We start from the raw sequence: 26,995 nt of genomic DNA, 5'->3' as shown, positions 1-26,995 counted from the left end.
ATTTCGAAAACTTGCAAGCGGCATCATCTGGCGGCGTTAACGCAAGTCTTGTTCCGCCTGGGCGACGTGCCAAATCCGGACATGTCGCCCAGCATGAACGGCCGATGTTGCAGATCGGGACAATTCCAGAAGCGTCGGGCGCGCGGAAACAAAAAAGCCGGAGACGTTTCCGCCCCCGGCTTTCGAGATGGACCTGTCGAACGCGGCTCAGCCTTCGAAGAATTCCTTCATCCGGGCAAAGAAGCCCGTCGATTCGGGATTGTTCTCCTTGGAGGACAGCTGTTCGAATTCCTGCAGCAACTCGCGCTGGCGCTTGGTGAGCTTTTGCGGCGTCTCGATCTGGATCTGGATGTAGAGGTCGCCCGTCTGCGCCGAACGCAGCACCGGCATGCCCTTGCTCTTGAGGCGGAACTGTTTGCCGGCCTGCGTGCCCTCGGGCACGCTGACGCGCGATTTGGTGCCGTCGAGCGTCGCCACGTCGAAAGTGCCGCCCAGGGCGGCCGTCGTCATTGAGATCGGCACGGCGCAATAGAGATCGGCCCCGTCGCGCTGATAGAATTCATGCGGCTTCACCGACAGGAAGATATAGAGGTCGCCTGCCGGCCCGCCACGGGCGCCGGCTTCGCCTTCGCCCTGCAGGCGGATGCGTGTGCCGTCCTCGATGCCAGCGGGGATATTGACCGAGAGCGAACGCTCTTCCGTTACCCGGCCCTGGCCGTGGCACTTCGGGCAGGGATCGGGAATGATCTGGCCGCGGCCGTGGCAGGTCGGGCAGGTCCGCTCGATCGAGAAGAAGCCCTGTGCCGCGCGCACGCGCCCCGATCCCTGGCAGGTGCCGCAATTCTTCGGCTGGGTGCCGGGCTTGGCGCCCGAACCCGAACAGACATCGCAAGTGATCGAAGTGGGAACGCGGATCTGCGCCGTCTTGCCGGAGAACGCCTCTTCCAGCGTAATTTCCATATTGTAGCGAAGATCGGCGCCGCGTTCGCGGCCGCCCGACGAGCGCTGGCGCGCCCGCCCGCCACCCATCATCTCACCGAAGATATCCTCGAAGATGTCGGAGAAGCCGCCGCCGGCAAAGCCGCCGCCGCCACCGCCGCCCATGCCGCCATGCTCGAAGGCCGCATGGCCGTAGCGATCATAGGCCGCCCGTTTCTGCGGGTCCTTGAGCATCTCGTAGGCTTCGTTGATTTCCTTGAACTTGCGTTCGGCGTCCTTGTCATCCGGGTTCTTGTCCGGATGGTATTTCATTGCCAGTTTGCGGAAGGCGCTTTTCAGCTCTTTCTCGTCCGCCGTCTTGGCTACACCCAGAGTTTCGTAAAAGTCCGCTTTTGCCATTAAGGATTAAACCCCGGAAATGGATTTCCGGCTGCCATGGTGAGCAGCCGGATCAGATGTTGAAGCATAACCACGCCGTCGCGGATTACGCGGACTTTTTGCGGTCGTCGTCCTTGATTTCCTCGTAGTCGGCATCGACGACATTGTCGCCGCCTTCCGCGGAGGCATCGCCGGCCGCAGCGCCGCCTTCGGCTTGCTGCGCTTCATAGATCGCCTGGCCGAGCTTCATCGACACTTCCATCAGGGTCTGGGTCTTGGCCTTGATGTCTTCGGCATCGGCTTCAGTTGCCTCGGTCGCCGACTTCAGCGCGGCAATCGCATCGGAAATCGCGGTACGGTCGGCTTCGGAAACCTTGTCGCCATAATCCTTGAGCGACTTTTCCGTGGAGTGGATCAGGCTTTCGGCCTGGTTCTTGGCCTCCACGCCTTCGCGGCGCTTCTTGTCCTCGGTGGCATGGGCTTCGGCATCCTTGACCATCTTTTCGATGTCGGCGTCGGAAAGACCGCCGGAAGCCTGGATGCGGATCTGCTGCTCCTTGCCGGTGCCCTTGTCCTTGGCCGAAACCTGCACGATGCCGTTGGCGTCGATGTCGAAGGTGACTTCGATCTGCGGCATGCCGCGCGGCGACGGCGGCAGGCCGACGAGATCGAACTGGCCGAGCAGCTTGTTGTCGGCAGCCATTTCACGCTCGCCCTGCGAAACGCGGATGGTGACGGCCTGCTGGTTGTCTTCGGCAGTCGAGAAGGTCTGGCTCTTCTTCGTCGGGATCGTCGTGTTGCGTTCGATCAGGCGGGTGAAGACGCCACCGAGCGTCTCGATGCCGAGCGACAGCGGCGTCACGTCGAGCAGCAGCACGTCCTTGACGTCGCCCTGCAGAACGCCGGCCTGGATAGCGGCGCCGAGTGCAACGACTTCATCCGGGTTGACGCCCTTGTGCGGCTCCTTGCCGAACAACTGCTTGACGACTTCCTGGACCTTCGGCATGCGGCTCATGCCGCCGACGAGAACGACTTCGTCGATTTCGGCCGCGGTAACGCCGGCATCCTTGAGAGCGGCCTTGCAGGGTGCGATCGTACGCTGGACGAGATCGTCGACCAAGCTCTCGAGCTTGGCGCGGGTCAGCTTCAGCGTCAGATGCTTCGGGCCGGAGGCATCGGCGGTGATGAACGGCAGGTTGATTTCGGTCTGCTGCGAGGAGGAAAGTTCGATCTTCGCCTTCTCCGCAGCTTCCTTGAGGCGCTGCAGGGCAAGCTTGTCGTTCTTCAGGTCGATGCCGTTGTCGCGCTTGAATTCGCCGACGAGATATTCGACGAGACGCATGTCGAAGTCTTCACCGCCGAGGAAAGTATCGCCGTTGGTGGACTTCACTTCGAAGACGCCGTCGCCGATCTCGAGGATCGAGATATCGAAGGTACCGCCGCCAAGGTCGTAGACGGCAATCGTCTTGCCTTCTTTTTTGTCGAGGCCGTAGGCCAGTGCGGCCGCGGTCGGCTCGTTGATGATGCGCAGAACTTCAAGGCCGGCGATGCGGCCGGCATCCTTGGTTGCCTGGCGCTGCGCGTCGTTGAAGTAGGCGGGAACGGTAATGACGGCCTTCTCGACCTTTTCGCCGAGATAGGATTCGGCGGTTTCCTTCATCTTCTGAAGGATCATCGCGGAAATCTGAGCGGGCGAATAGCCCTTGCCATTGGCTTCGACCCAGGCGTCGCCATTGTCGCCCTTGACGATGGTGAAGGGAACGAGGTGCTTGTCCTTCTCGACGGTCGGATCTTCATAGCGGCGGCCGATCAGGCGCTTGACTGCAAAGAGCGTATTCGTCGGGTTAGTGACCGCCTGGCGCTTGGCCGGCTGGCCGACGAGGCGTTCGCCATCATCGGAAAAAGCCACCATGGAAGGGGTGGTGCGTGCACCTTCCGCATTCTCGATAACCTTCGCGTCCTTGCCGTCCATGACTGCGACGCAGGAATTCGTCGTTCCAAGGTCGATACCAATTACTTTTGCCATGTCATTCTCTCCTTGAAGCAAGCTGTCTGAACCCCGGGAAGGCATTCCGTGACAGCCCCTTACGGGATGGGTCTACTTAAGATTACGCAATCGTGATTGCGGTGATGCGGCGTATATAAGGAGCGGTTTTCTGGACTGCAAGGCGAGAAATGGCCCGGAATCCAGCAAAACGAATGTGTTGCATTCAATTTTTGCAGTCATCACGAAAGCTGCCGCCCGCCGTCCGCAAAGCGTCCGATTTCTAAGCCCTCCGGCTTGTGCCGGCCATGCAGCAAAAGATCTCACTGGCCCATGATCAGATCGAGCAGGGTGGTGCGCCGCGGCTGGACTGAGGACGTCGACTGTGGCGCCCCGACATCGCCGGGCGGCACCATGCCGTCGTAGCCGGAGCCACCGCCTTCGGCAACGTCGGCGGGAGGAACCGGCCCGTTGCCGGAGCTCACATTCTGTTGCCGAACGGGCGCCTGCGGATAGCGGTTGGCACTGTCGTCGCCGCCGAAGACGCCGGAAATGATGCCGCCGATCGTCGAAGGCGGCGCCTCGGCCGTCATCGGTTGCCCGCTGCTCGCTTGTCCATTACCAGAAGCTGTCTGCGCCATCGGCTGACCATTGTTCGGATCGCCGATCAACTGGCCGTTGCCGAACAGCGGCGCCGGCGAAAGACCCTTGTGGGCGGCGATCATGAATTCTTTCCAGGCTTTGGCCGGAAGGCCGCCGCCGGTGACCTTCTTCATCGGCTTGCCGTCGTCATTGCCGAACCAGACGCCGGTGGTGAGGTTGCTGGTGAAACCGACGAACAGCGCGTCGCGGGAATTCTGCGTCGTGCCGGTCTTTCCGGCCGCCTGCCAGCCGGGGAGCTTGGCGCTCTTGCCGGTGCCGTTGTCGATGACGCCCATCATCATAGTGTCCATCTCGGCGGCGATCTGCTCGGACAGCACGCGTGGCGGGCTGTCATAGGTATTTTCGTAGAGAACCTTGCCTTCGGCGGTCGTCACCCGCCGAATGACGTGCGGCGTCGCCTTATAGCCGCCATTCATGAAGGCGGCATAGGAGGCGGTGAGTTCCATCAGCGACACTTCCGAAGTGCCGAGCGCAATCGAGGCGTTCGGCTGCAGCTCGCTTTCGATGCCGAGCCGGTGGGCAAGTTTGATCACCTGATCCGGCCCGTCATACATCACCAACTGGGCGGCCACCGTGTTCAGCGATTTGGCAAGCGCGGTCGCCAGCGTCACTTCGCCATTGTATTTCTTCTCGTAATTTTCGGGCGTCCAGTCGCCGATCCGGATCGGCGCGTCATTGAACACCGAAAAAGGCGTCAGCCCCCTTTCGAGGGCTGCCGCATAGACAAAGGGCTTGAAAGAGGAGCCTGGCTGGCGTTTGGCCTTGACGGCGCGGTTGAACTGGCTCGTCGCATAATCCCTGCCGCCGACGAGCGCCCGGATCGCACCGGTACCGTCGATCGAGACGAGGGCGGCCTGCGAGGCATCGAGCTTTCCGCCCTCCTTGTCGAGCACGTCGACCAGCGATTGCTCGGCCTTCTTTTCCAGCGATTTGTCGATGGTCGTATCGACGATGACGTCTTCCTTGACATCACCGATCAGGCCCGGCAGCTCGTCCATCACCATGTCGGCGACATAGTGCCCGGCGCCGGACCAATAGCTCTTGGCCGAAGCCGGGGTGTGCGACATCGCGGTCTTGACCTCGGAATCGGTGATGAAGCCCTGCTCGCGCATAGCCGCAAGCACGAGCTGGGCGCGCGCATTGGCGGCGTCGGCGTCGCGGGCCGGCGAAAGCCGCGACGGCGCCTTGAGCAGGCCGGCCAGCACCGCGGCTTCGCCAAGGTTCACGTCACGCGCCGATTTGTTGAAATAGCGACGTGACGCCGCCTCGACGCCATAGGCGTTCGACCCGAAGAACACCCGGTTGAGGTACATCGCAAGGATCTGGTCCTTGGTGTATTTCTGCTCCAGCCACAGCGAGAGCAGCACCTCCTGCACCTTGCGTTCCAGCGTTCGTTCGGGAGAGAGAAAGAGGTTCTTGGCAAGCTGCTGCGTCAATGTCGAGCCACCTTGCACCATGTGGCCAGCCGTGAAGTTGGTCACCACAGCCCGGCCGAGGCCGAGCGGATCGACGCCGAAATGCGAATAGAAACGCCGATCCTCGATGGCGATGACGGCTTCCGGAATATAGGGCGACATATTTTCGAGCGACAACGCCTCGCCGCCGGTGGCGCCGCGATTGGCAATGACGCTGCCGTCGACGGCGGTGATCTTGACGTTCGGCGGCCGTTCCGGGATTGCCCATGTGCTGGCGCTCGGCATGCGTGAGCCATAATAGACCACGAGCCCGGCAATGCCGATGCCGGCCCAGATGAACAGTACGACGCACCAGTAGATCACGCGGCGGAGAAAACCGAAAAGGCCGCCGCCTTCGCGCTCTCGCGGCTCGCGCCGCCGCCGGGGGGCGGGGCGCGGCGGCGGTTTTGAGCCGCCGCGCAGCGTGGATCGGCTTCCGGCAATGCGGTCATCGGCATCGAGGGAAAACGCGCCATCGTCGCGCGCCGGGCGGCCGCTGAAGGACGGTTCGATTCTGTCGCCTGATCTGCCTCTGCCTGCCATCGCCGACCGGTCACACCCCATGTTCGATCGCGAAGCCCGGCTTCGCCCAACTGCGCTTCTACAGTGTCGCGCTTCTTTAAGACGCGCAAAGGACGCTGTAGCTCATTGGACTGCTGCACAATTTCATCCTTAAACCGATTCCGGTCTAGGGAATTGTGCAGCAGGCGCGCCGTGATCACCCGACTGAACTGTAAATGCGGCGATTTAACGGGGTGTTAACAATGGAAAGCATAGCGGCGCGCCGGGTGCGCTCAGAACTGGCGGGCCTCGTAATCGTCGAGCGTTTCCGGGTCCTGCTTATATTCCCACTCGCCCAGATGAAAGCGGCGCCAGATCTGGCCGGAAGGATTGAGGCGCGCCCCATCGGTAAGCCGCACGGGAAGGAATGAATTGTGTTTATGCCAGACGGTAACATCGATAGTGACTGACCGAGCGCCGAAAAGCCTTGGGAAAGCCAGGTAGTCTTGCGTCATTTGGGGTCCAGCCTCGAACGGATAAAATCGATCCGCAACGTCACGAAAGTGCAATAAAGAATCCCGCAGCACAAGGGCATCACGATGCTTTCACATCAAATTGTCGAGGATCGCATTTTAGGGCGGAAACCGGCGCCGCGCATCTTCTGTCCGACCGACGGAACCAATAAGCTTCACGATTGTTTATAATGAAGCGGGACAACCCCTCACGTCTCGCGCAAGATCGGCCGTCTCCCCTCAACACGCGCCGATCGACATCAGGCCCGGTGCATCCCTCATGGGAGCGCCGGGCTTTTTCTTGGCTGTCCGCCGGTGGCAGTCAGGCCCCGGAAGGGGAAGGCGCCGCCACCTTATAGCTCATTGGTTGCAGGAGGGATCGCCGGGCCGGCAATCGAAATCCCTTCGATCAGGCCTGCGATCCCCATCTCTCCGGTCGTCTCGTCGATTGTCGTTGCGCCCGTCCTGGTCGCGATCCCGATTGCGCCAGTCGCGATCCCGATTGCGCGAATCTCTGTCGCCGTCCCGGTTGCGATCCCTGTCGCGCCAGTTCCGATCGAGGTCCCGGCCGTCTTGATCGCGATCCCGCCAATCCCGATCGCGATTGTCACGGTCCCGATTGTCGCGGTCGCGATAATAGTAGTCCGGGCCGCGGCTCCAGCGATCGCGCTCGCGATAGAAATCGCGGTTGCGGTAGTAACGATCCCAGTAATTGTCGACGCTGAAGCGAATGACCGGAATGCCGAGCGGACGGTAATATTGCGGACCGACATAGATGCGGCGCTGCTGATAGAGGACCTGCACATATTGGCCGGAGACCCAGCCGCGGCCACCGTAGAACTCTACGTCGCACCAATTGAGGTCGGAAAGGCACCCGCGGATCTCGACGGAAGAGCCTGCAGGTATGACCGCGACGGCGGGATATCGGGTGCTTGGGCCGGCGCGCATGTTGACGTTCGCCGTCGAATAGCCTTCGGCAGCCTGCGCGATCACAGGCGCCAGCATGAAGAGGCCGGCGGCGGCGATTTTAGCAAACAGATTTTTCACGCTTTCTCACTCCTCGTAGGCGCATTTCGAGGCAGCGCCAGGCTGCACTTGCCCGGCATCTGCGGTCTGAAAGGAAAGGTGAAACGACCGCCCGCCCTCGCGAGAGCGTTATCATTCACCTTGTCTTTCAATGGCTTATACGCAGCCCGCCATGAACGTAGCTTGAACGGGGAAATTTCTGCCGAAGTGGTGCTACGCTTTGGATATCAGGTAAGCCCGTGCGCTCCGAGTGCCGTTAACGATTCGTTAACCTTTCGGAGGCAGTCTGACTGCAATATCCGCTTCTCCTTGACCACGGATGAACTGGCACTGAGCGAGCGGATGACGAAAGGCCGGTTTCAACCGGCCTTTTTGTTGCACTTCAGCCGGCAAGCGCCTGCAGAATCCGCACCCAGGAGCGGATACCCTTGTGATAGGAGACAAGCTCGTATTTCTCGTTCGGCGAATGGATGCGGTCGTCGGCGAGGCCGAAGCCGACGAGCAGCGATTCCATGCCGAGCATCTTCTGGAAATCGCCGACGATCGGGATCGAGCCACCCATGCCGATGACGATCGCGGGTTTCGGCCACTCGTCGGAAAGCGCGGTCTTCGCCTTGGTCAGAACCGGCGAATCATAGGAGAGGTGGATCGCCGGCGAGCCGCCATGCGGATGGAACTCGACCGAGCAATCGGCAGGAATTCTCGCGCTGATATAGCTGCGGAAAGCCTCGCGAATGGCGGCCGGATCCTGGGTGCCGACAAGCCGGAACGAAACCTTCGCCGAAGCCTTGGCGGCGATCACCGTCTTGAAGCCTTCGCCGGTATATCCGCCCCAGATGCCGTTGACCTCGGCGGTCGGCCGCGCCCAGGTGAGTTCCAGCACCGAGCGGCCCTTTTCGCCGGAGGGAATGGACAGGCCGACGTCGCCGAGGAAACTCTCGGCGGTCTTCCCCAACGTCTCCCATGACGCCTTGATATTGTCGGGAGTTTCCTCAACGCCGTTGTAGAAGCCGTCGAGCGTGACGCGGCCGGTCTCGTCATGCAGGCCGGCGAGAGCCTCGACGAGGATGTGGATCGGATTGGCCGCAGCTCCTCCGAAGAGGCCGGAATGCAGGTCGCGGTCGGCGGCGGTCACGGTGACTTCTTCACCGACGAGGCCGCGCAGCGCTGCGGCGATCGCTGGCGTGTCGCGGTCCCACATGCCGGTATCGCAGACCAGCGCATAATCGGCCTTGAGCTCGGCGGCATTGGCTTCGAGGAAGGGCTTCAGCGACGGCGAGCCGGATTCCTCCTCGCCCTCGAAAAGGATGGTGATCCGGCAGGGAAGCGCGCCATTGATTTCCTTATAGGCGCGGCAGGCTTCGACGAAGGTCATCAACTGGCCCTTATCGTCGGAGGTGCCGCGGCCGGTCAGGATCTTGCGGCCGTCGCCGACATCCTTGATCGACGGCTCGAAGGGGTCGTTTTCCCAAAGCTCGATCGGGTCGACCGGCTGGACGTCGTAATGGCCATAGAACAGAACGTGCGGCGCTTCAACGGACGCGCCGGCATGGTGGGCGACGACCATCGGATGGCCTGGCGTGTCGCGAACGGAGGCTTCGAAGCCGAGCGTCTGGAGATAGGCGACGAGCCATTCGGCGGCCTTGCGGCATTCGGCTTTGTAGGCGGGATCGGTGGAAATCGACTGGATGCGCAGCAGTTCGAACAGTTTTTCGAGGCTCGATGAAAGATTCTCGTCCGCACGCGAAAGAACCGGTTGTATGTCGGCCATTTTCGACTCCTTTTCGAAATTTTGCGGGACGATAGACCAAACCGGGAAAGCAGGCGAGGCGGAAAAAGTAAAAATCGCCGGCGCGCAAGCATGCTGAAACAACGCAATTCGGTTTTTGTGTAAGGGCGTGTCGCGATAATAAAGAAAGACCTAATTCAATTTACCGTTAATTAGCATAACCTAAATAGCATCGGCCGAAAATAAGCTGTTCGGGGGGCGCGCAGATGTTTTCGGTCATTGCATGTATTCGCGACAATCACGATTGGCGCCTGGTTATCGTGGCGGCCGCAGTCTGCCTGGTTGGCGCCATTGCGGCGATGCTGCTGCTTTCCCGTGCCCAGGAGTGCGACGCCGGGCAGCGCAAGGTCTGGATCGGCGCGTCGGGCTTTGCTTTCGGCACCGGCGTATGGGCAACGCATTTCATCGCGATGCTTGCTTATGACGGTGGCACGCCGATCACTTACGCGCTCGACCTGACGCTGCTTTCCTTTCTCCTGTCGGTCGCAGGCTCGTGGCTGGCGATGCTCGCCGGTTCGCAACGTGACGGAAGGTTTTCCAATATCCGCGGCGGCGTCCTGATGGCGATCGGCATCGCTTCCATGCACCTGACCGGCATGCAGGCAATCGAGACACAGGCGGTCATCCTCTACGATCCCGCAATGACACTGACGGCAGTCGTTGCCGGAATGCTTCTGTCAAGCGCCGCCTTCCATATTTTTTTCAATCTGAAGGGCATGAGGCGTCTCCTCAGCTCATCGCTGGTCTTCGTTCTCGCCATCTGCACCCTTCACTTCATTTCGATGGGCAGCATTACGCTCGTGCCGGACCCCGGCAAGGCGGTTCCCACATTGGTGCTCGACACCCGGGTTCTCGCCGCGATCGTCGTGGTCGCGGCAACGGCTCTTATCCTGGTCGCACTTGCCGTGGTCTTCGTCCAAAGCCACTTGACGGATTTGCGCGGGCTTGCCAATGCCTCGCAGGAGGGATTGCTGATCCTGCGCGAAGGCCGGATCATCGATGTCAACGAGCGGTTCCAGGCCTTGTCCGGCTGGAAGCTCGCCGATCTCTCGGGCAAGGCGCCCACCGATGTGCTGACGGTCGTTCAGGCGCCCCGGGAGAACAGGCCCGGAGAGACGCTGCTGAATACCCGCACCGGCAGTGAGATTGCCGTAGAAGCAAACTCCAGCAAGATTGTTTATCGTGGCCGCAATTGCGAGGTGCTGGCGGTGCGCGATCTCACCGAGCGCAAGCAGGCCGAGGAGATGATCGAGCATCTCGCCCACCATGACGTGCTCACCGATCTGCCGAACAGGTCGCTGTTCGACACCCGCATCCGGCAGGCGCTGCAAGTGGCGGAACGCAAGAACACCGAGATCGCGCTGTTCTGTCTCGATCTCGATCGATTCAAGGCCGTCAATGACATCTTCGGCCACGCCGAAGGCGACCGGATCCTCCGCAAGGTTGCCGCTATCCTGCGCCGCGTGGCCGGTGAAAACGATACGATCGCCCGGCTCGGCGGCGACGAATTCGCCATCATCCAATCCGCTGGGCAGCAGCCGGCGTCGGCGCAAAAACTGGCGGCTGATATCATCGACGAATTCGCCGCCGAGATGGACACCGCCCGTGACCCCACCGCCGTCGGAGTCAGCCTCGGCATCGCGCTCTATCCAAGAGATGGGCGCACGGCCGAAGAACTCTGCAACAACGCCGATACCGCGCTCTACCGCGTCAAGCATGATGGCCGCGGCAGGGCCTGTTTCTTCGACGCGGAAATGGACGAAGCGGCGCGGAACCGCCGCCAGATCGAAAGCGACCTGCGCCACGCGATCATCCGCAACCAACTCCATGTCAGCTATCAGCCGATCCTCAACGCGCAGAACGGCGAGATCAGCGGCTACGAGGCCTTGATGCGCTGGCACCGGCCGGGCCACGGCATGACCGAGCCCGAGATTTTCATCCCGATCGCCGAGGAAAGCGGTTCGATTGTTCCGCTCGGCGAATGGATATTGCGGCAGGCCTGCATGGAGGCGGCGCGCTGGCCGCAGCCGCTGACGATTGCCGTCAATGTGTCGCCGGTGCAGTTCATGCTGCCCAACCTGTGTGAGCGGGTCGAGGCGATCCTCACTGAGACAGGGCTTGCAGCCGATCGGCTGGAACTTGAGATCACCGAGTCAGCCCTGATCCGCGATCGCGACCGGGTGCTGGCAACGCTGCAGCGCCTGTGCAAGCTAGGGGTGCACATCGTCATGGACGATTTTGGCACCGGCTACTCCTCACTCTCGAATCTGCGCTCGTTTCCCTTCGACAAGATCAAGGTCGATCGCAGTTTCACTGGCGTGCTGGAGCATGACGCAGCGGCGCGATCGATCGTGCGCGCTATTATCGGTCTCGGCCACAGCCTCGGCATGCCAGTGGTCACCGAGGGGGTGGAAACGGAGATGCAGCGCCGGATCGTCGTCGAGGAAGGCTGCGCGCAGGTGCAGGGCCTGCTGCTTGGCAAGCCGGATATCGAGCCGAGCTTGAAGCCGGCTGCGCTTGAAAACGTCCTTTCGGGGCCGCCGCGACGGCGCACACGCCTTGCCAGCGAATGATCCCGGTCAGAGCGCCTTGGCGTTTTCCACAAGCCGGCGGATATATTCGAGCGTCAGTTCGCGCTCGAAAACCCGAAACCCTTTAAACAGCGCAAGGTCGGCCTCGCGTGCCGTCTCGATCGCCTCGGCCTCCATGGCCCGGGCCTTCGGCGTCAGGAACAGCAGTTGCGCCCGCTTGTCGGATGGATGCGGGCGGCGTTCGATCAGCCCGTCGCGAACCATGCGCGACAGCGTATTGGCCATGGTCGCCTGCTCGATATCGACCCGCTCGAGAAGCTGTTTCTGGGTCAGCCCGTCCTCGGCCCAGAGTTCCAGCAGAATGGGGAACTGGCCCGGAGAAAAACCGAGCCCGACCGCGCGCTGGTGCAGCGAGCGGGCAAAACCCTTCGCCAACTGGCTGGCTAGGTAGGCTCCCGAATCCATGCGGTTAAATCCCATGATTGCAAGTTAGGCTCAAAACCATGCCGGAGACAATGCAGCAAATCGCATGCGATGCTTCAAAATATGCGAGCAGCAATGATAATTTCGAGTGCCCTGGAAAAACAAAAGTCGCCATGGCCTGGAGGTTGGCCATGGCGACCTTAAAGTGGGGACAAAGGCCCGGAGAGGGGGATAAGGCCTTTGTCCAAGCCTGACGCGGCGGGGGACAAGCCGGTGATCAGACCCACGGCGCGATCAAGCGCCGGTGACATCGATTTGTGTCTGCAAATGTGGTTTTTCAAGGGAGGATGATCGTTACAAATCGGTAACAGTTTGGTGAGCGGACTGCTGAACGCCGCAGGCCAGAATCGGTTTGGCGCGCTGAACTTTATATGGACCTCGTCCCGAGCCCGCGCTATCCATGCAGCCATGAAAAAAGGCGATCACCTCTTCCTAGTCGACGGTTCCGGATTCATCTTCCGGGCGTTTCATGCACTGCCACCGCTGACCCGCAAGACCGACGGCCTGCCGATCGGCGCTGTTTCCGGTTTCTGCAACATGCTGTGGAAATTGTTGCGGGATGCGCGCAATACCGATGTCGGCGTGACGCCGACACACCTTGCCGTCATCTTCGACTATTCCGCCAAGACTTTCCGCAAGGATCTCTATGACGCCTATAAGGCGAACCGCTCCGCCCCGCCGGAAGAGCTCATTCCGCAATTCGGCCTGATCCGCGAGGCGACCCGCGCCTTCAATCTGCCCTGCATAGAGACCGAAGGCTTCGAGGCCGACGATATCATCGCCACCTACGCCCGCCAGGCCGAGGCGACGGGCGCCGATGTCACCATCGTCTCTTCCGACAAGGACCTGATGCAGCTCGTCAGCCCGAATGTCCATATGTATGACAGCATGAAGGACAAGCAGATCGGCATTCCCGATGTCATCGAGAAATGGGGCGTGCCGCCGGAAAAGATGATCGACCTGCAGGCGATGACCGGCGATTCCGTCGACAATGTTCCCGGCATTCCCGGCATCGGCCCGAAAACCGCCGCCCAGCTGCTCGAAGAATATGGCGATCTCGACACGCTGCTCGAACGCGCCACCGAGATCAAGCAGGTCAAGCGCCGCGAAACGATCCTCGCCAATATCGATATGGCAAAACTCTCGCGCGACCTCGTTCGGCTGCGCACCGACGTGCCGCTCGATCTCGATCTCGACGCACTGGTGCTGGAGCCGCAGAACGGCCCGAAGCTGATCGGCTTCTTGAAGACGATGGAATTCACGTCGCTGACCCGCCGTGTCGCCGAAGTCTGCGATTGCGATGCAAACGCCATCGAACCGGCGATCGTCCAGATCGAATGGGGCAAGAGTGCCCACGGCCCTGATCTCGATGCGGCCGAGCCGGCCCCGGTTGCCGGCGGCATCCCCGAGGTCTCTGGCGCCTCGGTGCCGGTGCCGCAGCGTGCGAAGGCCAAGGCCGCCGTCGAAGGCGCCTTTTCTCCCGCCGATCTGGCCAAGGCGCGAGCTGAGGCCTTTGCGGCGCTGCCCTTCGATCATTCGGCCTATGTAACGATCCGCGATCTGGCCACACTCGACCGCTGGATCGCCGATGCGCGCGCTACCGGCCTCGTTGCTTTCGACACCGAAACCACATCACTGGATGCGATGCAGGCCGAGCTTGTCGGCTTCTCGATGGCGATCGCCGACAATACGGCCGACCCGACAGGCACGAAAATCCGCGCCGCCTATATACCGCTCGCGCACAAGAACGGCGTCGGCGATCTGCTCGGCGGCGGCCTTGCCGACAACCAGATCCCGATGCGCGATGCCTTGCCGCGGCTGAAGGCCTTGCTGGAGGACGCGGCTGTTCTCAAGGTCGCCCAGAACCTCAAATACGACTACCTGCTGATGAAGCGCTACGGCGTCGAAACCAGGAGTTTCGACGACACGATGCTGATTTCCTACGTGCTCGACGCCGGCACTGGCGCCCACGGCATGGACCCGCTCTCGGAAAAATTCCTCGGCCATACGCCGATCCCCTACAAGGAGGTGGCGGGCAGCGGCAAGGCGAACGTCACCTTCGATCTGGTCGATGTCGACCGCGCCACCCATTATGCCGCCGAAGATGCCGACGTGACGCTGCGGCTGTGGCTGGTCCTGAAACCGCGGCTGGCGGCGGCAGGGCTGACCAGCGTCTATGAACGGCTGGAGCGGCCGCTGCTGCCGGTGCTGGCGCGAATGGAAGCGCGCGGCATCACCGTCGACCGGCAGATCCTGTCGCGCCTGTCGGGCGAGCTGGCCCAGGGCGCCGCCAGGCTGGAAGACGAGATCTATGTGCTCGCCGGCGAACGGTTCAATATCGGCTCACCGAAGCAGCTCGGCGATATCCTGTTCGGCAAGATGGGCCTTGCCGGCGGCAGCAAGACGAAAACCGGGCAATGGTCGACCTCCGCGCAGGTGCTTGAGGATCTGGCCGCCGCCGGTTTCGAGCTGCCCCGCAAGATCGTCGACTGGCGCCAGCTCACCAAACTGAAATCCACCTATACCGACGCGCTTCCCGGCTATGTCCATGCGGAGACCAAGCGGGTCCATACCTCCTATTCACTGGCATCGACGACGACGGGGCGCCTGTCCTCCTCCGAGCCGAACCTGCAGAACATTCCGGTGCGCACCGCCGAAGGCCGCAAGATCCGCACCGCCTTCATCTCGACGCCTGGCCATAAGCTGATTTCTGCAGATTACAGCCAGATCGAATTGCGCGTGCTTGCCCATGTGGCCGAGATCCCGCAACTGACCAAGGCCTTCGAGGATGGTGTCGACATTCACGCCATGACAGCGTCGGAAATGTTCGGCGTGCCTGTCGAAGGCATGCCGGGCGAAGTGCGCCGCCGCGCCAAGGCGATCAATTTCGGGATTATCTACGGCATCTCGGCCTTCGGCCTTGCCAACCAGCTGTCGATCGAGCGTTCGGAAGCCGGTGACTACATCAAGAAGTATTTCGAGCGTTTTCCGGGCATCCGCGACTATATGGAAAGCCGCAAGGCCATGGCGCGCGACAAGGGTTATGTCGAGACGATCTTCGGACGGCGAATCAACTATCCGGAAATCCGCTCGTCCAACCCATCCGTGCGCGCCTTCAACGAGCGTGCGGCGATCAACGCGCCGATCCAGGGCTCGGCCGCCGACGTCATTCGCCGGGCGATGATCAAGATGGAGCCGGCACTGGCTGAAGTCGGTCTTGGCGATCGCGTCCGCATGCTGCTGCAGGTGCATGACGAACTCATCTTCGAAGTCGAGGACGAGGATGTCGAGAAGGCAATGCCGGTTATCGTTTCGGTCATGGAAAACGCCACCATGCCGGCGCTCGAAATGCGCGTGCCGCTCAGGGTCGACGCGCGCGCCGCCAGCAATTGGGACGAGGCGCATTAACGGCTTCCCCGAAAAATGAGAAAGATTTTTCCGCCGAACACAACTCATTGAAATAGCGGCAACTTACGTCCGGGAGCCGTATCGGAACGGTACGGCGGGAAGGAACTTATTAACCTTCCTTTTCTATCCCGATAGGGTCGTAATTTGTTAGGCATGAGTGAGTAGCGGACGCATGCGTTTTCCCAGAACCAATTTGACGGACGCCGGGGACTTTTCCAGCGGGATTGAAACGGACCTTCCGGAGGTACATCCAGGAGAAAAGCCGGCGGCGCCGATCTGGCAGAGCAATTTTTCCCTCGCGCCGAATGTCCGTTTCACCCGCACGCCGGAAACGCTGATCAGCAAGCGGCGGGCGCCGGATGAGCCCGCGCGCGATGATTCGCAGATTGGGCAGCAGGCGATACGGATCGAGCCGGTCGCCGTCGACGTGCCCTTCGATATCTATCTGCCGGAGCCGGACGAACTTGCCGCAGCACAGCAGATCGAACTGCAGGCGTCACTCGTTCCGGACGAGCCGGCCTTCCGCGCCACCGCCGAGCTTGCTTCCATTTCGGATTTCGCCTTCTGGGAAGTCATGGCCTTCGAAGAGGCCGTGCCGGTTCGTGCGCCGGCCCTGATCTCGTTCCCGAAGGCCGAGATCGCGCCCGAATCGATCACGTCGCTGTTCCGCATCATGGAATGGCGCCCCGGCCGGCCGGCCGCAGCTCCCGTCGCCTCCCGCCCGGTTTCGCCGGCCGCCACGATCTCCGCAAAGCCCGCCGTGCGCCCTCCCGCGGCCATATCTCTGGAACGGCCCCGGCGCATTGCCGTCCAGGCGGCGGTCGCACCAGCCCCCCAGGCTGCGCCGGCCCCTCAGATTGCGCCCGCGCCTCACGTGGCGCCAGCTCCCGCAGCATCAGTCACTCAGGCCGCGCCGGAGCCTCAGCGCACGCCGCCTGTCGCCGCGGTCCTGCCGTCGCCGCGCCGCGTCGCAAAGCCCGAAAGGATCGACGCCTCCGGCTATGAATTCCCGCCGCGTGCCCTGCTGCAGGAGCCGCCGGAACGCCTGGGCGAGATCATGTCGCAGGAGACGCTGGAGCAGAATGCCGGCCTTCTGGAAAGTGTGCTCGAGGATTTCGGCATCAAGGGCGAGATCATCCATGTCCGCCCTGGCCCGGTCGTCACCCTTTATGAATTCGAGCCGGCACCGGGCGTGAAATCGTCGCGCGTCATCGGCCTTGCCGACGATATCGCCCGCTCGATGTCGGCGCTTTCGGCCCGCGTCGCCGTGGTGCCCGGCCGCAACGTCATCGGCATCGAATTGCCGAATGTCACCCGGGAAACCGTCTATTTCCGCGAGATGATCGAGAGCCAGGATTTCGAGAAGAGCGGTTACAAGCTGGCGCTCGGTCTCGGCAAAACGATCGGCGGCGAGCCCGTCATTGCCGAACTCGCCAAGATGCCGCATCTGCTCGTTGCCGGCACCACCGGCTCAGGCAAGTCGGTTGCCATCAACACGATGATCCTGTCGCTGCTCTACCGCATGACGCCGGAACAGTGCCGTCTGATCATGGTCGACCCGAAGATGCTCGAGCTCTCCGTCTATGACGGTATCCCGCATCTGCTGACGCCCGTCGTCACCGACCCGAAGAAGGCGGTGATGGCGCTGAAATGGGCCGTGCGCGAGATGGAGGAGCGTTACCGCAAGATGTCGCGCCTCGGCGTGCGCAATATCGACGGCTACAATGGCCGCGTCAGCGAGGCCCGCGAAAAGGGCGAGACCATCCACATCATGGTCCAGGTTGGCTTCGACCGGCAGACCGGTGCACCGATCGAGGAGAGCCAGGAGCTGGATCTTGCGCCGATGCCTTACATCGTCGTCATCGTCGATGAGATGGCCGACCTGATGATGGTCGCCGGCAAGGAAATCGAAGGCGCGATCCAGCGTCTCGCCCAGATGGCCCGCGCCGCCGGCATCCATTTGATCATGGCGACACAACGCCCGTCGGTCGACGTCATCACCGGCACGATCAAGGCGAATTTCCCGACCCGCATCTCCTTCCAGGTGACCTCGAAGATCGACAGCCGCACGATTCTCGGCGAACAGGGTGCCGAGCAGCTGCTCGGCCAGGGCGACATGCTGCATATGCAGGGCGGCGGTCGGATTTCCCGCGTCCACGGCCCCTTCGTCTCGGATGCCGAGGTCGAAAAGGTCGTTGCCCATCTGAAAACGCAAGGGCGCCCCGAATATCTCGACACCGTCACCGCCGACGAGGAGGAAGAGACGGAAGAGGAAGAAGCCGGCGCCGTCTTCGACAAGAGCGCGATGGCCTCCGAGGATGGCAACGAGCTCTACGAACAGGCGGTCAAGGTCGTCATGCGCGACAAGAAATGCTCGACCTCCTACATCCAGCGCCGCCTCGGCATCGGTTACAACAGGGCCGCGTCCCTCGTCGAGCGCATGGAGAAGGAAGGCCTCGTCGGCCCGGCCAACCACGTCGGCAAGCGCGAGATCGTCTCCGGGCGGGGCGACGGCGATTGATCGGGCACGGCGTGCGCTACGCACTCCGATTCATGTCCTCAAGCTTGCCAGCCGCACCGTCTCGCTGACGAACCCGGTCTTTCCGCCGGTGTAGAAATCCCAATCGCCGCCTGCCTCCACAGCCAGGCGGCGTTTCAGCTCAGCATAGGCCTGGGCTCTTGCCGGGTGATTTCGGAGATAGTCGCGAAACAGGATGCGCTCGCGATGCGCATGATTGTCGGGTCCGCAGAGATAGAGCTTGAATCCGTAACCCTGGTGATCCCGGGTGAAGGCCCAGCGTTTCACTCCCCGATCGCCGTGGAAGACGAAATCGGCAGAGCGCACCGCATCGATCGCCGTCGGCAGAACGTCGTCGGAGATCGTGACGATATCGAGGTCGATCTTCGGCTTTGCGGCCAGGCCGGGCACCGACGTACTGCCGATATGATCGATGGACAGCACGAGGTCGCCGAGCAGGGTCCAGAGCTCGGCGCTGATTTCGGCAAAGAGCCGCAGCCAGGAGGGATCGTAGTCGACCACTTTGATGGCGCGCATGCCCTTCCTCTCGATTGCGCTCAGCGCGCCTCGGCCAGCAACCCCTCGAGGATCGCGATCATCTTCTGTTCGGCCTCTTCGAGCGAGCCGCTATTGTCGAGTTCAGTCACGTCATAGTCGCCGCGCACCGTCAGCGGTCCGCGGGCGAGCCGTGCCATGATATCCTCATGCGTTTCGCGTCCGCGCGCCTCCAGCCGGCCGGCAAGCACTTCGGCGCTGGCGGTGACGTTGATGACCTTCAGCCGTGGGAAGGCGGCCTGGAAACGGTAAAGCGCCGAGCGCGAGCCGTTGGCGACGACGACATGGCCCTTGGAAAGGGCGACGGAGACCTCGGCCGGAATGCCGTATTTCAAGCCGTGCGCTTCCCACCAGACCGCGAAGGAGCCTGACTGCTCCATGGCCGCAAAGCCTTCGAGAGAGACCGAAAGATGATTTTCGCCACCGGCATCGCGGTGGCGGGTAATGACGCGGCGGATGAAATGCACGTTGTCACGCCCGGAAAAACGCCGGGCAGCGAGGTTCATCAGCGTGTCCTTGCCGGCGCCGCTCGGTCCGACGACGACGACCATGATTCCGCGCTCGGCGCCAGCTCCCGGATGAGGTTCATGCGTCATGCGACACGGCGTCCCTGGCGCCAGACGGAGCGTGTCACCGGCACGCCATGCGAACGGTGGACGCGGACGAGATCAGCGCGCAGCCCGGTGGCGATCCGGCCGCGATCGTCGAGGCTGACGGTTCGGGCGGGCGTCGACGTCACCATGGCGATCGCCTTCGGCAGTGTAATGCTTTCGACTTCATCGGCAAGGATGAAGGGCGCATGCAGCAGGCTGAGCGGCACGTAATCGGAGGACAGCACGTCGAGCACGCCCATCTCGGCAAGGTCGCGGGCGGCGATATTGCCGGAGTGGGATTTGCCGCGCACGATATTCGGTGCACCCATCAGCACGCTCATCCCATGTCCGTGCGAGGCCCGCGCTGCGTCGAAGCTGGTCGGGAATTCGGCGAGGCGGACGCCGTTGTCGATCGCCTCGTCGACATGAGAGAGCGTCGCATCGTCATGGCTCGCGACGGTAATGCCGCGCTCGGCGCAGACCTTGGCGATGGCGTTGCGATGCGGCGTCGAATTGCGCGCCGATTCTGCCTGGCGCTTGGCGACGAAACGGGCGAAGACCTCGTCGCTCAGGCCGCGCTTCTTCTGATAGTAGAAGATATATTGATCCATCGTTTGGAACTGCCGCTGGCCGGGCGCATGATCCATCAGCGAGACTAGCCGGACATGCCGGTCGTGTTCGAAATCGGCGAAATGTTCGAGCACATTGTCGGCCGAGACCTCACAGCGCAGATGCAGCAGGTGTTCGGCGCGCAGCCGGCCTTCATTCTCGGCCGACTGGATGGCGTCGGCCATGTCGCGCATCTCGCCATGCTCGAAGCCGCCGTCCTCATCCGCACCCATGCGCAGGCAGTCGAACACCGTGGTGATGCCCGAGGTAACGATCTGGGCATCATGCGCCTGGACTGCGGCGGTCTTGTTCCAGCGAATGCCGGGGCGCGGCTGATAATGGCCTTCGAGATGATCGGTATGCAGCTCGACGAGGCCGGGAATGACATAGTCGCCTTCGAAATCTTCACAGGCTACCGAATTGCCCTCGGAAATATCGGCGATCTTGCCGTCGCGAATGAGGATCGAGCCGGAGAGGATATCATCCTCGAGAACGATGCGGGCGTTGGAAAACACGGTCTCTTTGCTCATGTCGTCAGGTCTTTCAGCTTTTGGCGCCGGTAAGCGGCAGCCAGGAATGAACTTTGAACGGGGCGCCGCGCGTCTCCTCGGTGAAGACCGCAAGGCCGGTAATCGAAAGCGGCCGGCCGATGAAATCGGCAAAACGCTCGGTCAGAATGGTTTTCATCACTTCGGCGCGTGTCCCGGGCACCTGGCCGGTGAGCGTCATGTGGAAGCCGAAATCCTCCATCACATAAGGATAACCCCAGCGCTGCAGATTGGCGCGCTGGCTGTCGCTGAGTTTCTCCGGGTTGCGCCGCGCCATATCGGCCGGAGACAGCGCTGCGCGGAACGGTTCGAATGACTTTACCACCTTCGCGGCAAAATCTTGAAGCGGTTGATGAAGAGAACCGGGAACGAGGGCAAAAAAACGGCCGAGCTGGCCGAGCACCAGTTCCGGGATTTCGAAGGCCTGCGTGCGCGCCGCAAAATCCTCGACGACGGTCATGAAATCCTGTTCGGTGACGGAGGCGGCGAGCGAAAACGGCGCCTTGATCGTCGCGTGAAAGCCGTAGCGGCGCGGATCGGCGGTCAGCTCGAACTGCTCTGCCGCCCCGAGTGTCTCATGGTCGGGTGCCGGATAGGTTTCGCCGGTAAACGCATCGCGGCCGAGCCAGAGCGAGGCCGCGCCGGTCAGGGGATCATCCTTCGACGGCGTGAAATAGAGAGCGTAGCGCAAGGCTTTTATCCTGGGGATCGTCGAAACGGGGAGCGCAATGTGCAGTGATTTGGCGGTGAACCGCAAGCAGGTTCCCGGCTAAAAGATTTCCGTGACAGAATGATGATGACGGCAGCGCCACCATCATCTTCGACCGGGGGGTCAGTGTGCCTTCGTGCCCATCAGCCGGTGGCGCAGCGCGTTCGAGGCGGCGTCGAAAATGAAGACGACGATCAGGATCAGGATGACCATGTAGGCGACGTTTTCCCAGTTGGCGTTGGTGCGCATCGCCTCCCACAGTTTGAGGCCGATGCCGCCGGCGCCGACGGCGCCGATGATGGTCGCGCCGCGCACGTTCGATTCCCACTGGTAGAGTGTCTGGCTGACGATGACGGGAACGATCTGCGGCATAATGCCGTAACGATGGACGAGCACGGTCTGGGCGCCGGTCGATTGGATGCCTTCCCGCGGCTTGTTGTCGATATTCTCCAGCCCTTCGGAATAGAGTTTGCCGAGCGTGCCGGTCTCGGTGAGGAAGATCGCGCCGCTGCCGGCAAGCGGGCCGGGGCCGAAGGCGCGCGTCAGGAACAGTGCCCAGATCAGCATGTCGACCGAGCGCAGGAAATCGAAGAAGCGCTTGAGGATCTGGTTCAGGAAGCGGTTCGGCGTGATGTTGCGCGCCGCCATGAAGGCCAGCGGAAAGGCGGCGAGCGAGCCGAGCAAAGTTCCGAGGAAGGCCATGACGATCGTCTGGAAAAGCTTGGTCCAGACATCGCCGTGCTGCCATTCGCTGTTGTTCCAGACGTCGTCGAAGGCGAGCGACAGGTTGGACTGCTCGGGCTTGATGCGCGGCCCGGAGACGATGAGGCCGATGACCTCGCCGGCGGGCTTGTCGAAGAAGGAGGATTGCGTGTCGAAGATGAAATTCGCCCAGCCGATGAAACGCTTGCGGATTTTCACCCGGTCGACGGAAATGTTGACATTGCCGGCAAAACCGAGATCGGCGAGCACGTTGTCGTCATAAACGGTCATCCAGCCGGGCACCGGCCCGACGACCTCAGGCGCGCCGCTCGAAACCTCGACGGGAACGCTGACGCCATGGGCGGTGACGATCGTCTCGTTCTTCGAGACGGTGACGCTGCGGCTCGTGCCGCTGATCGAAACGGTGATGCTGCCGTCGGGATTGTTGACCAGCCAGTCCGGATGCGGATTGTCGCCGAGCGGCGAGAAACGTGGATAGCGGATGTCGATCGAGCCGTCGTCCCCGATGCGGAATTCCGGCTGCACGTCGTAGCTCACCCATTGGCTGAGATAGATGCCGACGCGCTCCCAGTGGGCCTCGGCAAAGAGCTTCGGCAGATCGAAGAACCAGACGGCATAGAGGCTGTAGAGCAGCGTCGCGATGAGGATCATCAGTCCGCCGAAACGCTGGCGGAACGATCGGTGGAAATATTCCGGATAGCGCGTCTCTATCTCATGCATGCGGTTGGCGTCGATCACCGTCATGGCGGCCTCAATGTTGCAGGAGGAAGGCGTGATCGCCGACGAGTCGGCGGCGCAGCCATGCGGAGAACTGGTCGACGGCGACGATCGTCACGAACAGCAGCAGAACGAGTGCCATCGTCTTGGCGCCGAAGCCGCGCGAGATCGACAGTTTCAGCTCCTCGCCGATGCCGCCGCCGCCCACAGCGCCGATGATGGTCGAGGCGCGCACGTTGATCTCGAGGCGTAAGAGCGCATAGGAGGTAAAATTCGGCAGCACCTGCGGCAGGGCGGCGAAGCGCACACGCTCGCACCAGTTGGCGCCAACGGCCTTCATGCCTTCATGCGGCTTCATGTCGATATTCTCGGCCACCTCGTAGAAAAGTTTACCGAGCGCGCCGATCGTATGCAGGGTGATGGCGATGATGGCGGCGACCGGTCCGATCGACAGGATCGCCGAAAACAGGCCGGCGATGACGATCTCGGGAAAGGCGCGTAGGAATTCCATCAGGCGCTTGGCGAAGATGCGCAGCAGCCAGGAATTCGTCAGGTTGCGGGCGGCAAAGAAGCTCAAAGGCACTGCAAAGACAAAGGCGATGATCGTCGAGATCAGCGCCACGTTGATGGTGACGATCATCAGCTCGAAATATTCGGGAATGTAGAAAGCGCCCCAGACGTAGGCGCGGCCCTTGTCGAAATTGAATTCCTCGCCGCCTCTGTCGTTGACGCTCGTTATGTCGAACAGTGCGCGCCAGACGTCGTTCCAGTCCTTGGGGATGAGCCAGCTGAGGAAATCGAAAAGATGCGGCAGGCGCTCGAAGAAATGGCCGGCATTGCTCTCATCGGCGAAGCGGACGGAACTGACGAAAGCCGCAACAAGGATGACGAGGCCGAGCACGGTGTAGAAGCGGCGCTTGGCGACCATCCGGTCCCAGGCGGTGCCGATCTCCTGGGTGCTTTGCATGTGCGGCTGTGTATCGGCAACAGTCATGAACGCCTCGCCTGGTCACTAAGAAAAGGGCGGCCGTTGCCGGCCGCCCCGTATTCGAAAGACGATCAGCCGCCGATGGCAGCCTTGCGGACTTCGACGACGGCCTTGTAGAAGTCGTGCTTGACCGGGGCGTAGCCCTTGTAATCGCCGCCTTCGACAGCTGCGAAGCACTTGTGATCCTTTTCCGGCAGAGCCGTGAAGAAGGCTGCAAGCTTCGTCTGCCAGTCTTCGCCAAGCGCGTTGCGCACGACGAGCGGGCCGTTCGGGATCAGCGGCGAACGCCAGACTTCGACGAGCTTGTTCGGATCGACGGCGCCCTTGTCGACTTCCTTGCGGAATGTGCCGGAGGTGTAGCCGTCCTTGAAATCGCCGATGCCGGAGCTGTCGTCGACGGCAACGTCGACTTTGCCGTCGTAAGCGGCGAGCAGGTTGTTCTCGTGGCCGCCGTTGAACTGCGTCGAGGCGAAGAACTTGTCGTTCGGCATGCCCGTATCCTTCGGGATCTGCGTCAGCGGAACGAGGTAGCCGGAGGTAGAGTCCGGATCGGCATAGCCGAGCTTTTTGCCCTTGGCGTCCTTGATGTTCTTGATGCCGGAGGACTTCAGCGCCAGGCCGATCGCGTAATAGCCCGTCGAACCATCCTTCTGCTGCGTCGTCAGGATCGGTGTAACGGCCTTCGGGTCCTTGATGTAGACGGAGGCGTAGCCGGAAGCGCCGAGTTCGGCGAAGTCGAGCGTGCCGCCGAGCAGGCCCTGGATGACGCCGTCATAATCGGCGGCCGGGAACAGCGAGACCTTCTCGAAGCCGAATTCCTGCTTCAGATGGTCGGCAAGGCAGGCATAGTTGCGCAGGCGGTCGGTCTCGTTTTCGCCGCCGAGGATGCCGATGCGGAATTCCTTGAGGTCTGCAGCATGCGCGCCGCCGGCGAGCGCGAAGAGCGCCGTTGCCGCAAAGAGTGCTTTCTTCAACATGTGTCTCTCCTATTGACCGGTGTCCCCGGCCTCCCGTTACGAAGAAGTGTGCCCTTGACGCGGGCGCTCGATCGCGGCCGCCTCTCTCAGAGGCCGGCCAGCGCCAGCGGTTGGGTGCCGGCGGATTGATTGTCTGCCCGCTCGGGAGCGATAGTGATGGAGGTCGAGGTCATCGTTTCGTCGATGCCGGCGCCATCCTTGTCGGTCCCGTAAATCGCCTTCACCGCCTCGGCGGTCAGCTCCGAGGGCTTGCCGTCGAAAACGATGCGGCCGCCGGCCATGCCGACGATGCGCTCACAATAATTACGGGCGGTGTCGAGCGTGTGGAGGTTGGTGATGACGGTAATGCCCTCGCGCTCGTTGATATCGCGCAGCGCATCCATGACGATCTTGGCGTTCAGCGGATCGAGCGAGGCGATCGGTTCGTCGGCGAGAACCATCTTCGGGTTCTGCATCAGCGCGCGGGCGATCGCCACGCGCTGCTGCTGGCCGCCGGAAAGCGTGCCGGCCGCCTGCAGCGCCGTCTGCTCGATGCCGAGGCGTTCCAGCGCTGCGATCGCATGCACACGTTCCTCGCGGGTGAAGATATTGAGCAGGCTCATCAGCGTCGAGCGGTGGTTGAGGCGGCCGAGCATGACATTGGTGAGAACATCGAGGCGCGGCACCAGGTTGAACTGCTGGAAGATCATCGCGCAATCGCGCTGCCAGTTACGCAGCGCCCGGCCGCGAAGCCCGGAGACCTCGACGTCGGCGAAATGGATGGAGCCGGAACTCGGCTCCTGCAGCCGGTTGATCATGCGCAGCAGCGTCGACTTGCCGGCGCCGGAGCGGCCGATGATGCCGACCATCTGGCCCTGCGGAATGTCGAGCGTGACGGAATCGACAGCGAGCTTTTTTCCGAAGCGACGTGTGACATTCTTCAGCTCGAACATCATGCTTTCCCCCTGCACTCCAGGCCTTGGTCAGCATCGCATTAGTCCCGCTTGATGAACCTCAAATGTCATATTTGTGTAAGTCGTGTCACAATTCTCCGAGCCTATATCGGAGGTTTAATCGTCGTAGCGGGCCAAGAAATCTTCCGCGCTCAGGTTGCGAAAATCCTCCAGCGCCAGGCGCAGCCGGTCGTGTCCCCAATCCCACCAGGCGAGCCTGTCCATGCGTTCGCCGACCGCTTTCGAAAACCGCTCGCGGATGAGCTTGGCCGGCACCCCGCCGACGACCGAATAAGCAGCGACGTCCTTCGACACCACGGCGCCGGCGCCGATGACCGCGCCGTTGCCGACGTTGACGCCGGGCAGGATGGTGGCCCCGTGACCGATCCAGACGTCGTTGCCGATCGTCACGCGGTTTGCGCGCCGCCAGGCGAAGAAATCCGTCTCCATGTCGCCGTCCGGCCAGTAGTCGGCGGCGCGATAGGTGAAATGATGCAGAGTCGCCCGCCAGGTCGGATGGTTGGTGGCGTTGATGCGCACGGCGGCAGCGACGTTGACGAACTTGCCGATCGTCGCGCACCAGACGGAGCCATCCTGCATGATATAGGAATAGTCGCCGAAAGTGGCTTCGCTGATGCGGCAGCGTTCGGAGACCTCGGTATAGCGCCCGAAGGTGGAGTCGCTGATATCAGCCGTCTGATGGATATAGGGCTCGATGCCTAGCTTGCGGCTCATGCGGCGATCTTTCGAGGAGAAAACTGCTGGACGTCGAGGATGCGGTCGGCGGCCGCCTCGCGCACTTCCTCGTCGTGGAAGATGCCGAGAAGGGCGACACCGGCCCCCTTCTTTTCCGCAATCATGCTGGCGACGACGGCACGATTCCTGGCGTCGAGCGAGGCTGTGGGTTCGTCGAGAAGCAGGATCGTGTGTTCGGTGATGAAGCCGCGGGCGATGTTGACGCGCTGCTGCTCGCCGCCGGAGAAGGTGACGGGCGGAAGCTGCCACAGCGCTTCCGGCAGATTGAGCTTGGCCAGCAGCGCGCCGGCCTTTTCCCGCGCGGCGCCGGCGTCTTCGCCGCGGGCCACCAGCGGTTCGGCAACCACGTCGATCGCTGCCACACGCGGCACGGTGCGCAGGAACTGACTGACATAGCCGAGCGTATTGCGCCGCACATCGAGCACGGTGCGCGGATCGGCGGCGGCCAGATCGACGACGCGGCCGTCGTGGCGGACGAGGATCTGGCCGGTGTCGACCGCATAATTGCCGTAGATCATCTTGAGCAGCGAGCTCTTGCCGATGCCCGAGGGGCCGCCGAGCACGACGCATTCGCCTGATGCAACGGAAAAAGCGACATCGGAGACGACGGGCAGTTTGATGCCGTCGCGCAGGTGCATGGTAAAGCTCTTCGAGACTTCGGAAACGACGAGAGGCGTTGGCATGATGTCTTCTTCCTGATTG

The 26,995-nt window shown here is 62.1% G+C and carries 20 protein-coding genes; 3 read left to right on the top strand and 17 right to left on the bottom strand.

Annotation, left to right across the window (positions count from 1 at the left end; genetic code table 11):
- Nucleotides 1-207 precede the first annotated feature (207 nt).
- The 6 genes from dnaJ to FFM81_RS20345 all read right to left on the bottom strand — a co-directional run bounded on the left by dnaJ (nt 208) and on the right by FFM81_RS20345 (nt 9,228).
- The gene (gene dnaJ / locus FFM81_RS20370) at nt 208-1,338 is read right to left on the bottom strand and encodes a molecular chaperone DnaJ (protein WP_003571177.1); all 1,131 of its coding nucleotides are present in this window, start codon (nt 1,336-1,338) and stop codon (nt 208-210) included.
- Between the two features lie 85 nt (nt 1,339-1,423).
- On the bottom strand, nt 1,424-3,343 hold the full coding sequence (gene dnaK / locus FFM81_RS20365; RefSeq protein ID WP_003571175.1) for a molecular chaperone DnaK: 1,920 nt from the start codon (nt 3,341-3,343) through the stop codon (nt 1,424-1,426).
- A gap of 281 nt (nt 3,344-3,624) precedes the next feature.
- Nucleotides 3,625-5,961: a transglycosylase domain-containing protein gene (locus FFM81_RS20360; protein ID WP_173883804.1), complete on the bottom strand. Its 2,337-nt coding sequence runs from the start codon at nt 5,959-5,961 to the stop codon at nt 3,625-3,627.
- Nucleotides 5,962-6,212: 251 nt separating this feature from the next.
- Entirely contained in the window at nt 6,213-6,434 is a 222-nt protein-coding gene (locus FFM81_RS20355; RefSeq protein ID WP_003571171.1) for a hypothetical protein, read from the bottom strand.
- A 357-nt stretch (nt 6,435-6,791) separates the two neighbouring features.
- A complete protein-coding gene (locus FFM81_RS20350; protein WP_138386104.1) occupies nt 6,792-7,478 on the bottom strand; it encodes an SH3 domain-containing protein in 687 nt (228 codons plus the stop codon).
- Between the two features lie 361 nt (nt 7,479-7,839).
- The gene (locus FFM81_RS20345; RefSeq protein ID WP_003571167.1) at nt 7,840-9,228 is read right to left on the bottom strand and encodes a dipeptidase; all 1,389 of its coding nucleotides are present in this window, start codon (nt 9,226-9,228) and stop codon (nt 7,840-7,842) included.
- A gap of 224 nt (nt 9,229-9,452) precedes the next feature.
- On the opposite strand from FFM81_RS20345, the gene FFM81_RS20340 reads away from it, so the two are divergent.
- Nucleotides 9,453-11,819, top strand: a complete 2,367-nt coding sequence (locus FFM81_RS20340) for a bifunctional diguanylate cyclase/phosphodiesterase (protein WP_138386105.1) — start codon at nt 9,453-9,455, stop codon at nt 11,817-11,819.
- A 6-nt stretch (nt 11,820-11,825) separates the two neighbouring features.
- On the opposite strand, the gene FFM81_RS20335 is transcribed toward FFM81_RS20340, so the two are convergent.
- Complete coding sequence (locus FFM81_RS20335; RefSeq protein WP_003571163.1) at nt 11,826-12,242, bottom strand: MarR family winged helix-turn-helix transcriptional regulator; 417 nt, start codon at nt 12,240-12,242, stop codon at nt 11,826-11,828.
- 426 nt (nt 12,243-12,668) lie between these two features.
- Between FFM81_RS20335 and polA the strand changes: the two genes are divergently transcribed.
- Nucleotides 12,669-15,668, top strand: coding sequence for a DNA polymerase I (polA, locus tag FFM81_RS20330; RefSeq protein WP_138386106.1), 3,000 nt, complete (start codon nt 12,669-12,671; stop codon nt 15,666-15,668).
- A gap of 172 nt (nt 15,669-15,840) precedes the next feature.
- Nucleotides 15,841-18,189: a DNA translocase FtsK gene (locus FFM81_RS20325; RefSeq protein ID WP_138386107.1), complete on the top strand. Its 2,349-nt coding sequence runs from the start codon at nt 15,841-15,843 to the stop codon at nt 18,187-18,189.
- Between the two features lie 30 nt (nt 18,190-18,219).
- Here FFM81_RS20325 and FFM81_RS20320 read toward each other — a convergent pair whose 3' ends face one another.
- The 10 genes from FFM81_RS20320 to phnL form a co-directional block, all read right to left on the bottom strand.
- Nucleotides 18,220-18,723 (bottom strand): GrpB family protein, encoded by a 504-nt coding sequence (locus tag FFM81_RS20320; RefSeq protein WP_138386108.1) that lies wholly within the window; start codon nt 18,721-18,723, stop codon nt 18,220-18,222.
- 20 nt (nt 18,724-18,743) lie between these two features.
- On the bottom strand, nt 18,744-19,337 hold the full coding sequence (phnN, locus tag FFM81_RS20315) for a phosphonate metabolism protein/1,5-bisphosphokinase (PRPP-forming) PhnN (RefSeq protein WP_025417475.1): 594 nt from the start codon (nt 19,335-19,337) through the stop codon (nt 18,744-18,746).
- A complete protein-coding gene (locus FFM81_RS20310; protein WP_138386109.1) occupies nt 19,334-20,473 on the bottom strand; it encodes an alpha-D-ribose 1-methylphosphonate 5-triphosphate diphosphatase in 1,140 nt (379 codons plus the stop codon). The genes phnN and FFM81_RS20310 overlap by 4 nt, the downstream gene beginning before the upstream one ends.
- Before the next feature lie 13 nt (nt 20,474-20,486).
- Nucleotides 20,487-21,182 carry a DUF1045 domain-containing protein gene (locus FFM81_RS20305; protein ID WP_138386110.1) on the bottom strand — a complete coding sequence of 232 codons (696 nt, stop codon included), beginning with the start codon at nt 21,180-21,182 and terminating at the stop codon, nt 20,487-20,489.
- 141 nt (nt 21,183-21,323) lie between these two features.
- Nucleotides 21,324-22,667 (bottom strand): phosphonate ABC transporter, permease protein PhnE, encoded by a 1,344-nt coding sequence (phnE, locus tag FFM81_RS20300; protein WP_138386111.1) that lies wholly within the window; start codon nt 22,665-22,667, stop codon nt 21,324-21,326.
- Nucleotides 22,668-22,674: 7 nt separating this feature from the next.
- Nucleotides 22,675-23,634: a phosphonate ABC transporter, permease protein PhnE gene (gene phnE, locus FFM81_RS20295; RefSeq protein ID WP_138386112.1), complete on the bottom strand. Its 960-nt coding sequence runs from the start codon at nt 23,632-23,634 to the stop codon at nt 22,675-22,677.
- A 65-nt stretch (nt 23,635-23,699) separates the two neighbouring features.
- A complete protein-coding gene (gene phnD / locus FFM81_RS20290) occupies nt 23,700-24,605 on the bottom strand; it encodes a phosphonate ABC transporter substrate-binding protein (protein ID WP_138386113.1) in 906 nt (301 codons plus the stop codon).
- Between the two features lie 86 nt (nt 24,606-24,691).
- Nucleotides 24,692-25,537, bottom strand: coding sequence for a phosphonate ABC transporter ATP-binding protein (phnC, locus tag FFM81_RS20285; RefSeq protein WP_173883827.1), 846 nt, complete (start codon nt 25,535-25,537; stop codon nt 24,692-24,694).
- 117 nt (nt 25,538-25,654) lie between these two features.
- Nucleotides 25,655-26,272 carry a DapH/DapD/GlmU-related protein gene (locus FFM81_RS20280; RefSeq protein WP_138386115.1) on the bottom strand — a complete coding sequence of 206 codons (618 nt, stop codon included), beginning with the start codon at nt 26,270-26,272 and terminating at the stop codon, nt 25,655-25,657.
- Nucleotides 26,269-26,976 (bottom strand): phosphonate C-P lyase system protein PhnL, encoded by a 708-nt coding sequence (gene phnL / locus FFM81_RS20275; RefSeq protein WP_138386116.1) that lies wholly within the window; start codon nt 26,974-26,976, stop codon nt 26,269-26,271. Before phnL ends, FFM81_RS20280 begins: the two co-directional genes overlap by 4 nt.
- Nucleotides 26,977-26,995 lie beyond the last annotated feature (19 nt).

The organism is Rhizobium hidalgonense (assembly GCF_005862185.2).
In the GTDB taxonomy this organism is placed as follows: Bacteria; Pseudomonadota; Alphaproteobacteria; order Rhizobiales; family Rhizobiaceae; genus Rhizobium; species Rhizobium hidalgonense.
This window is presented reverse-complemented; position numbering and strand designations above follow the sequence as displayed.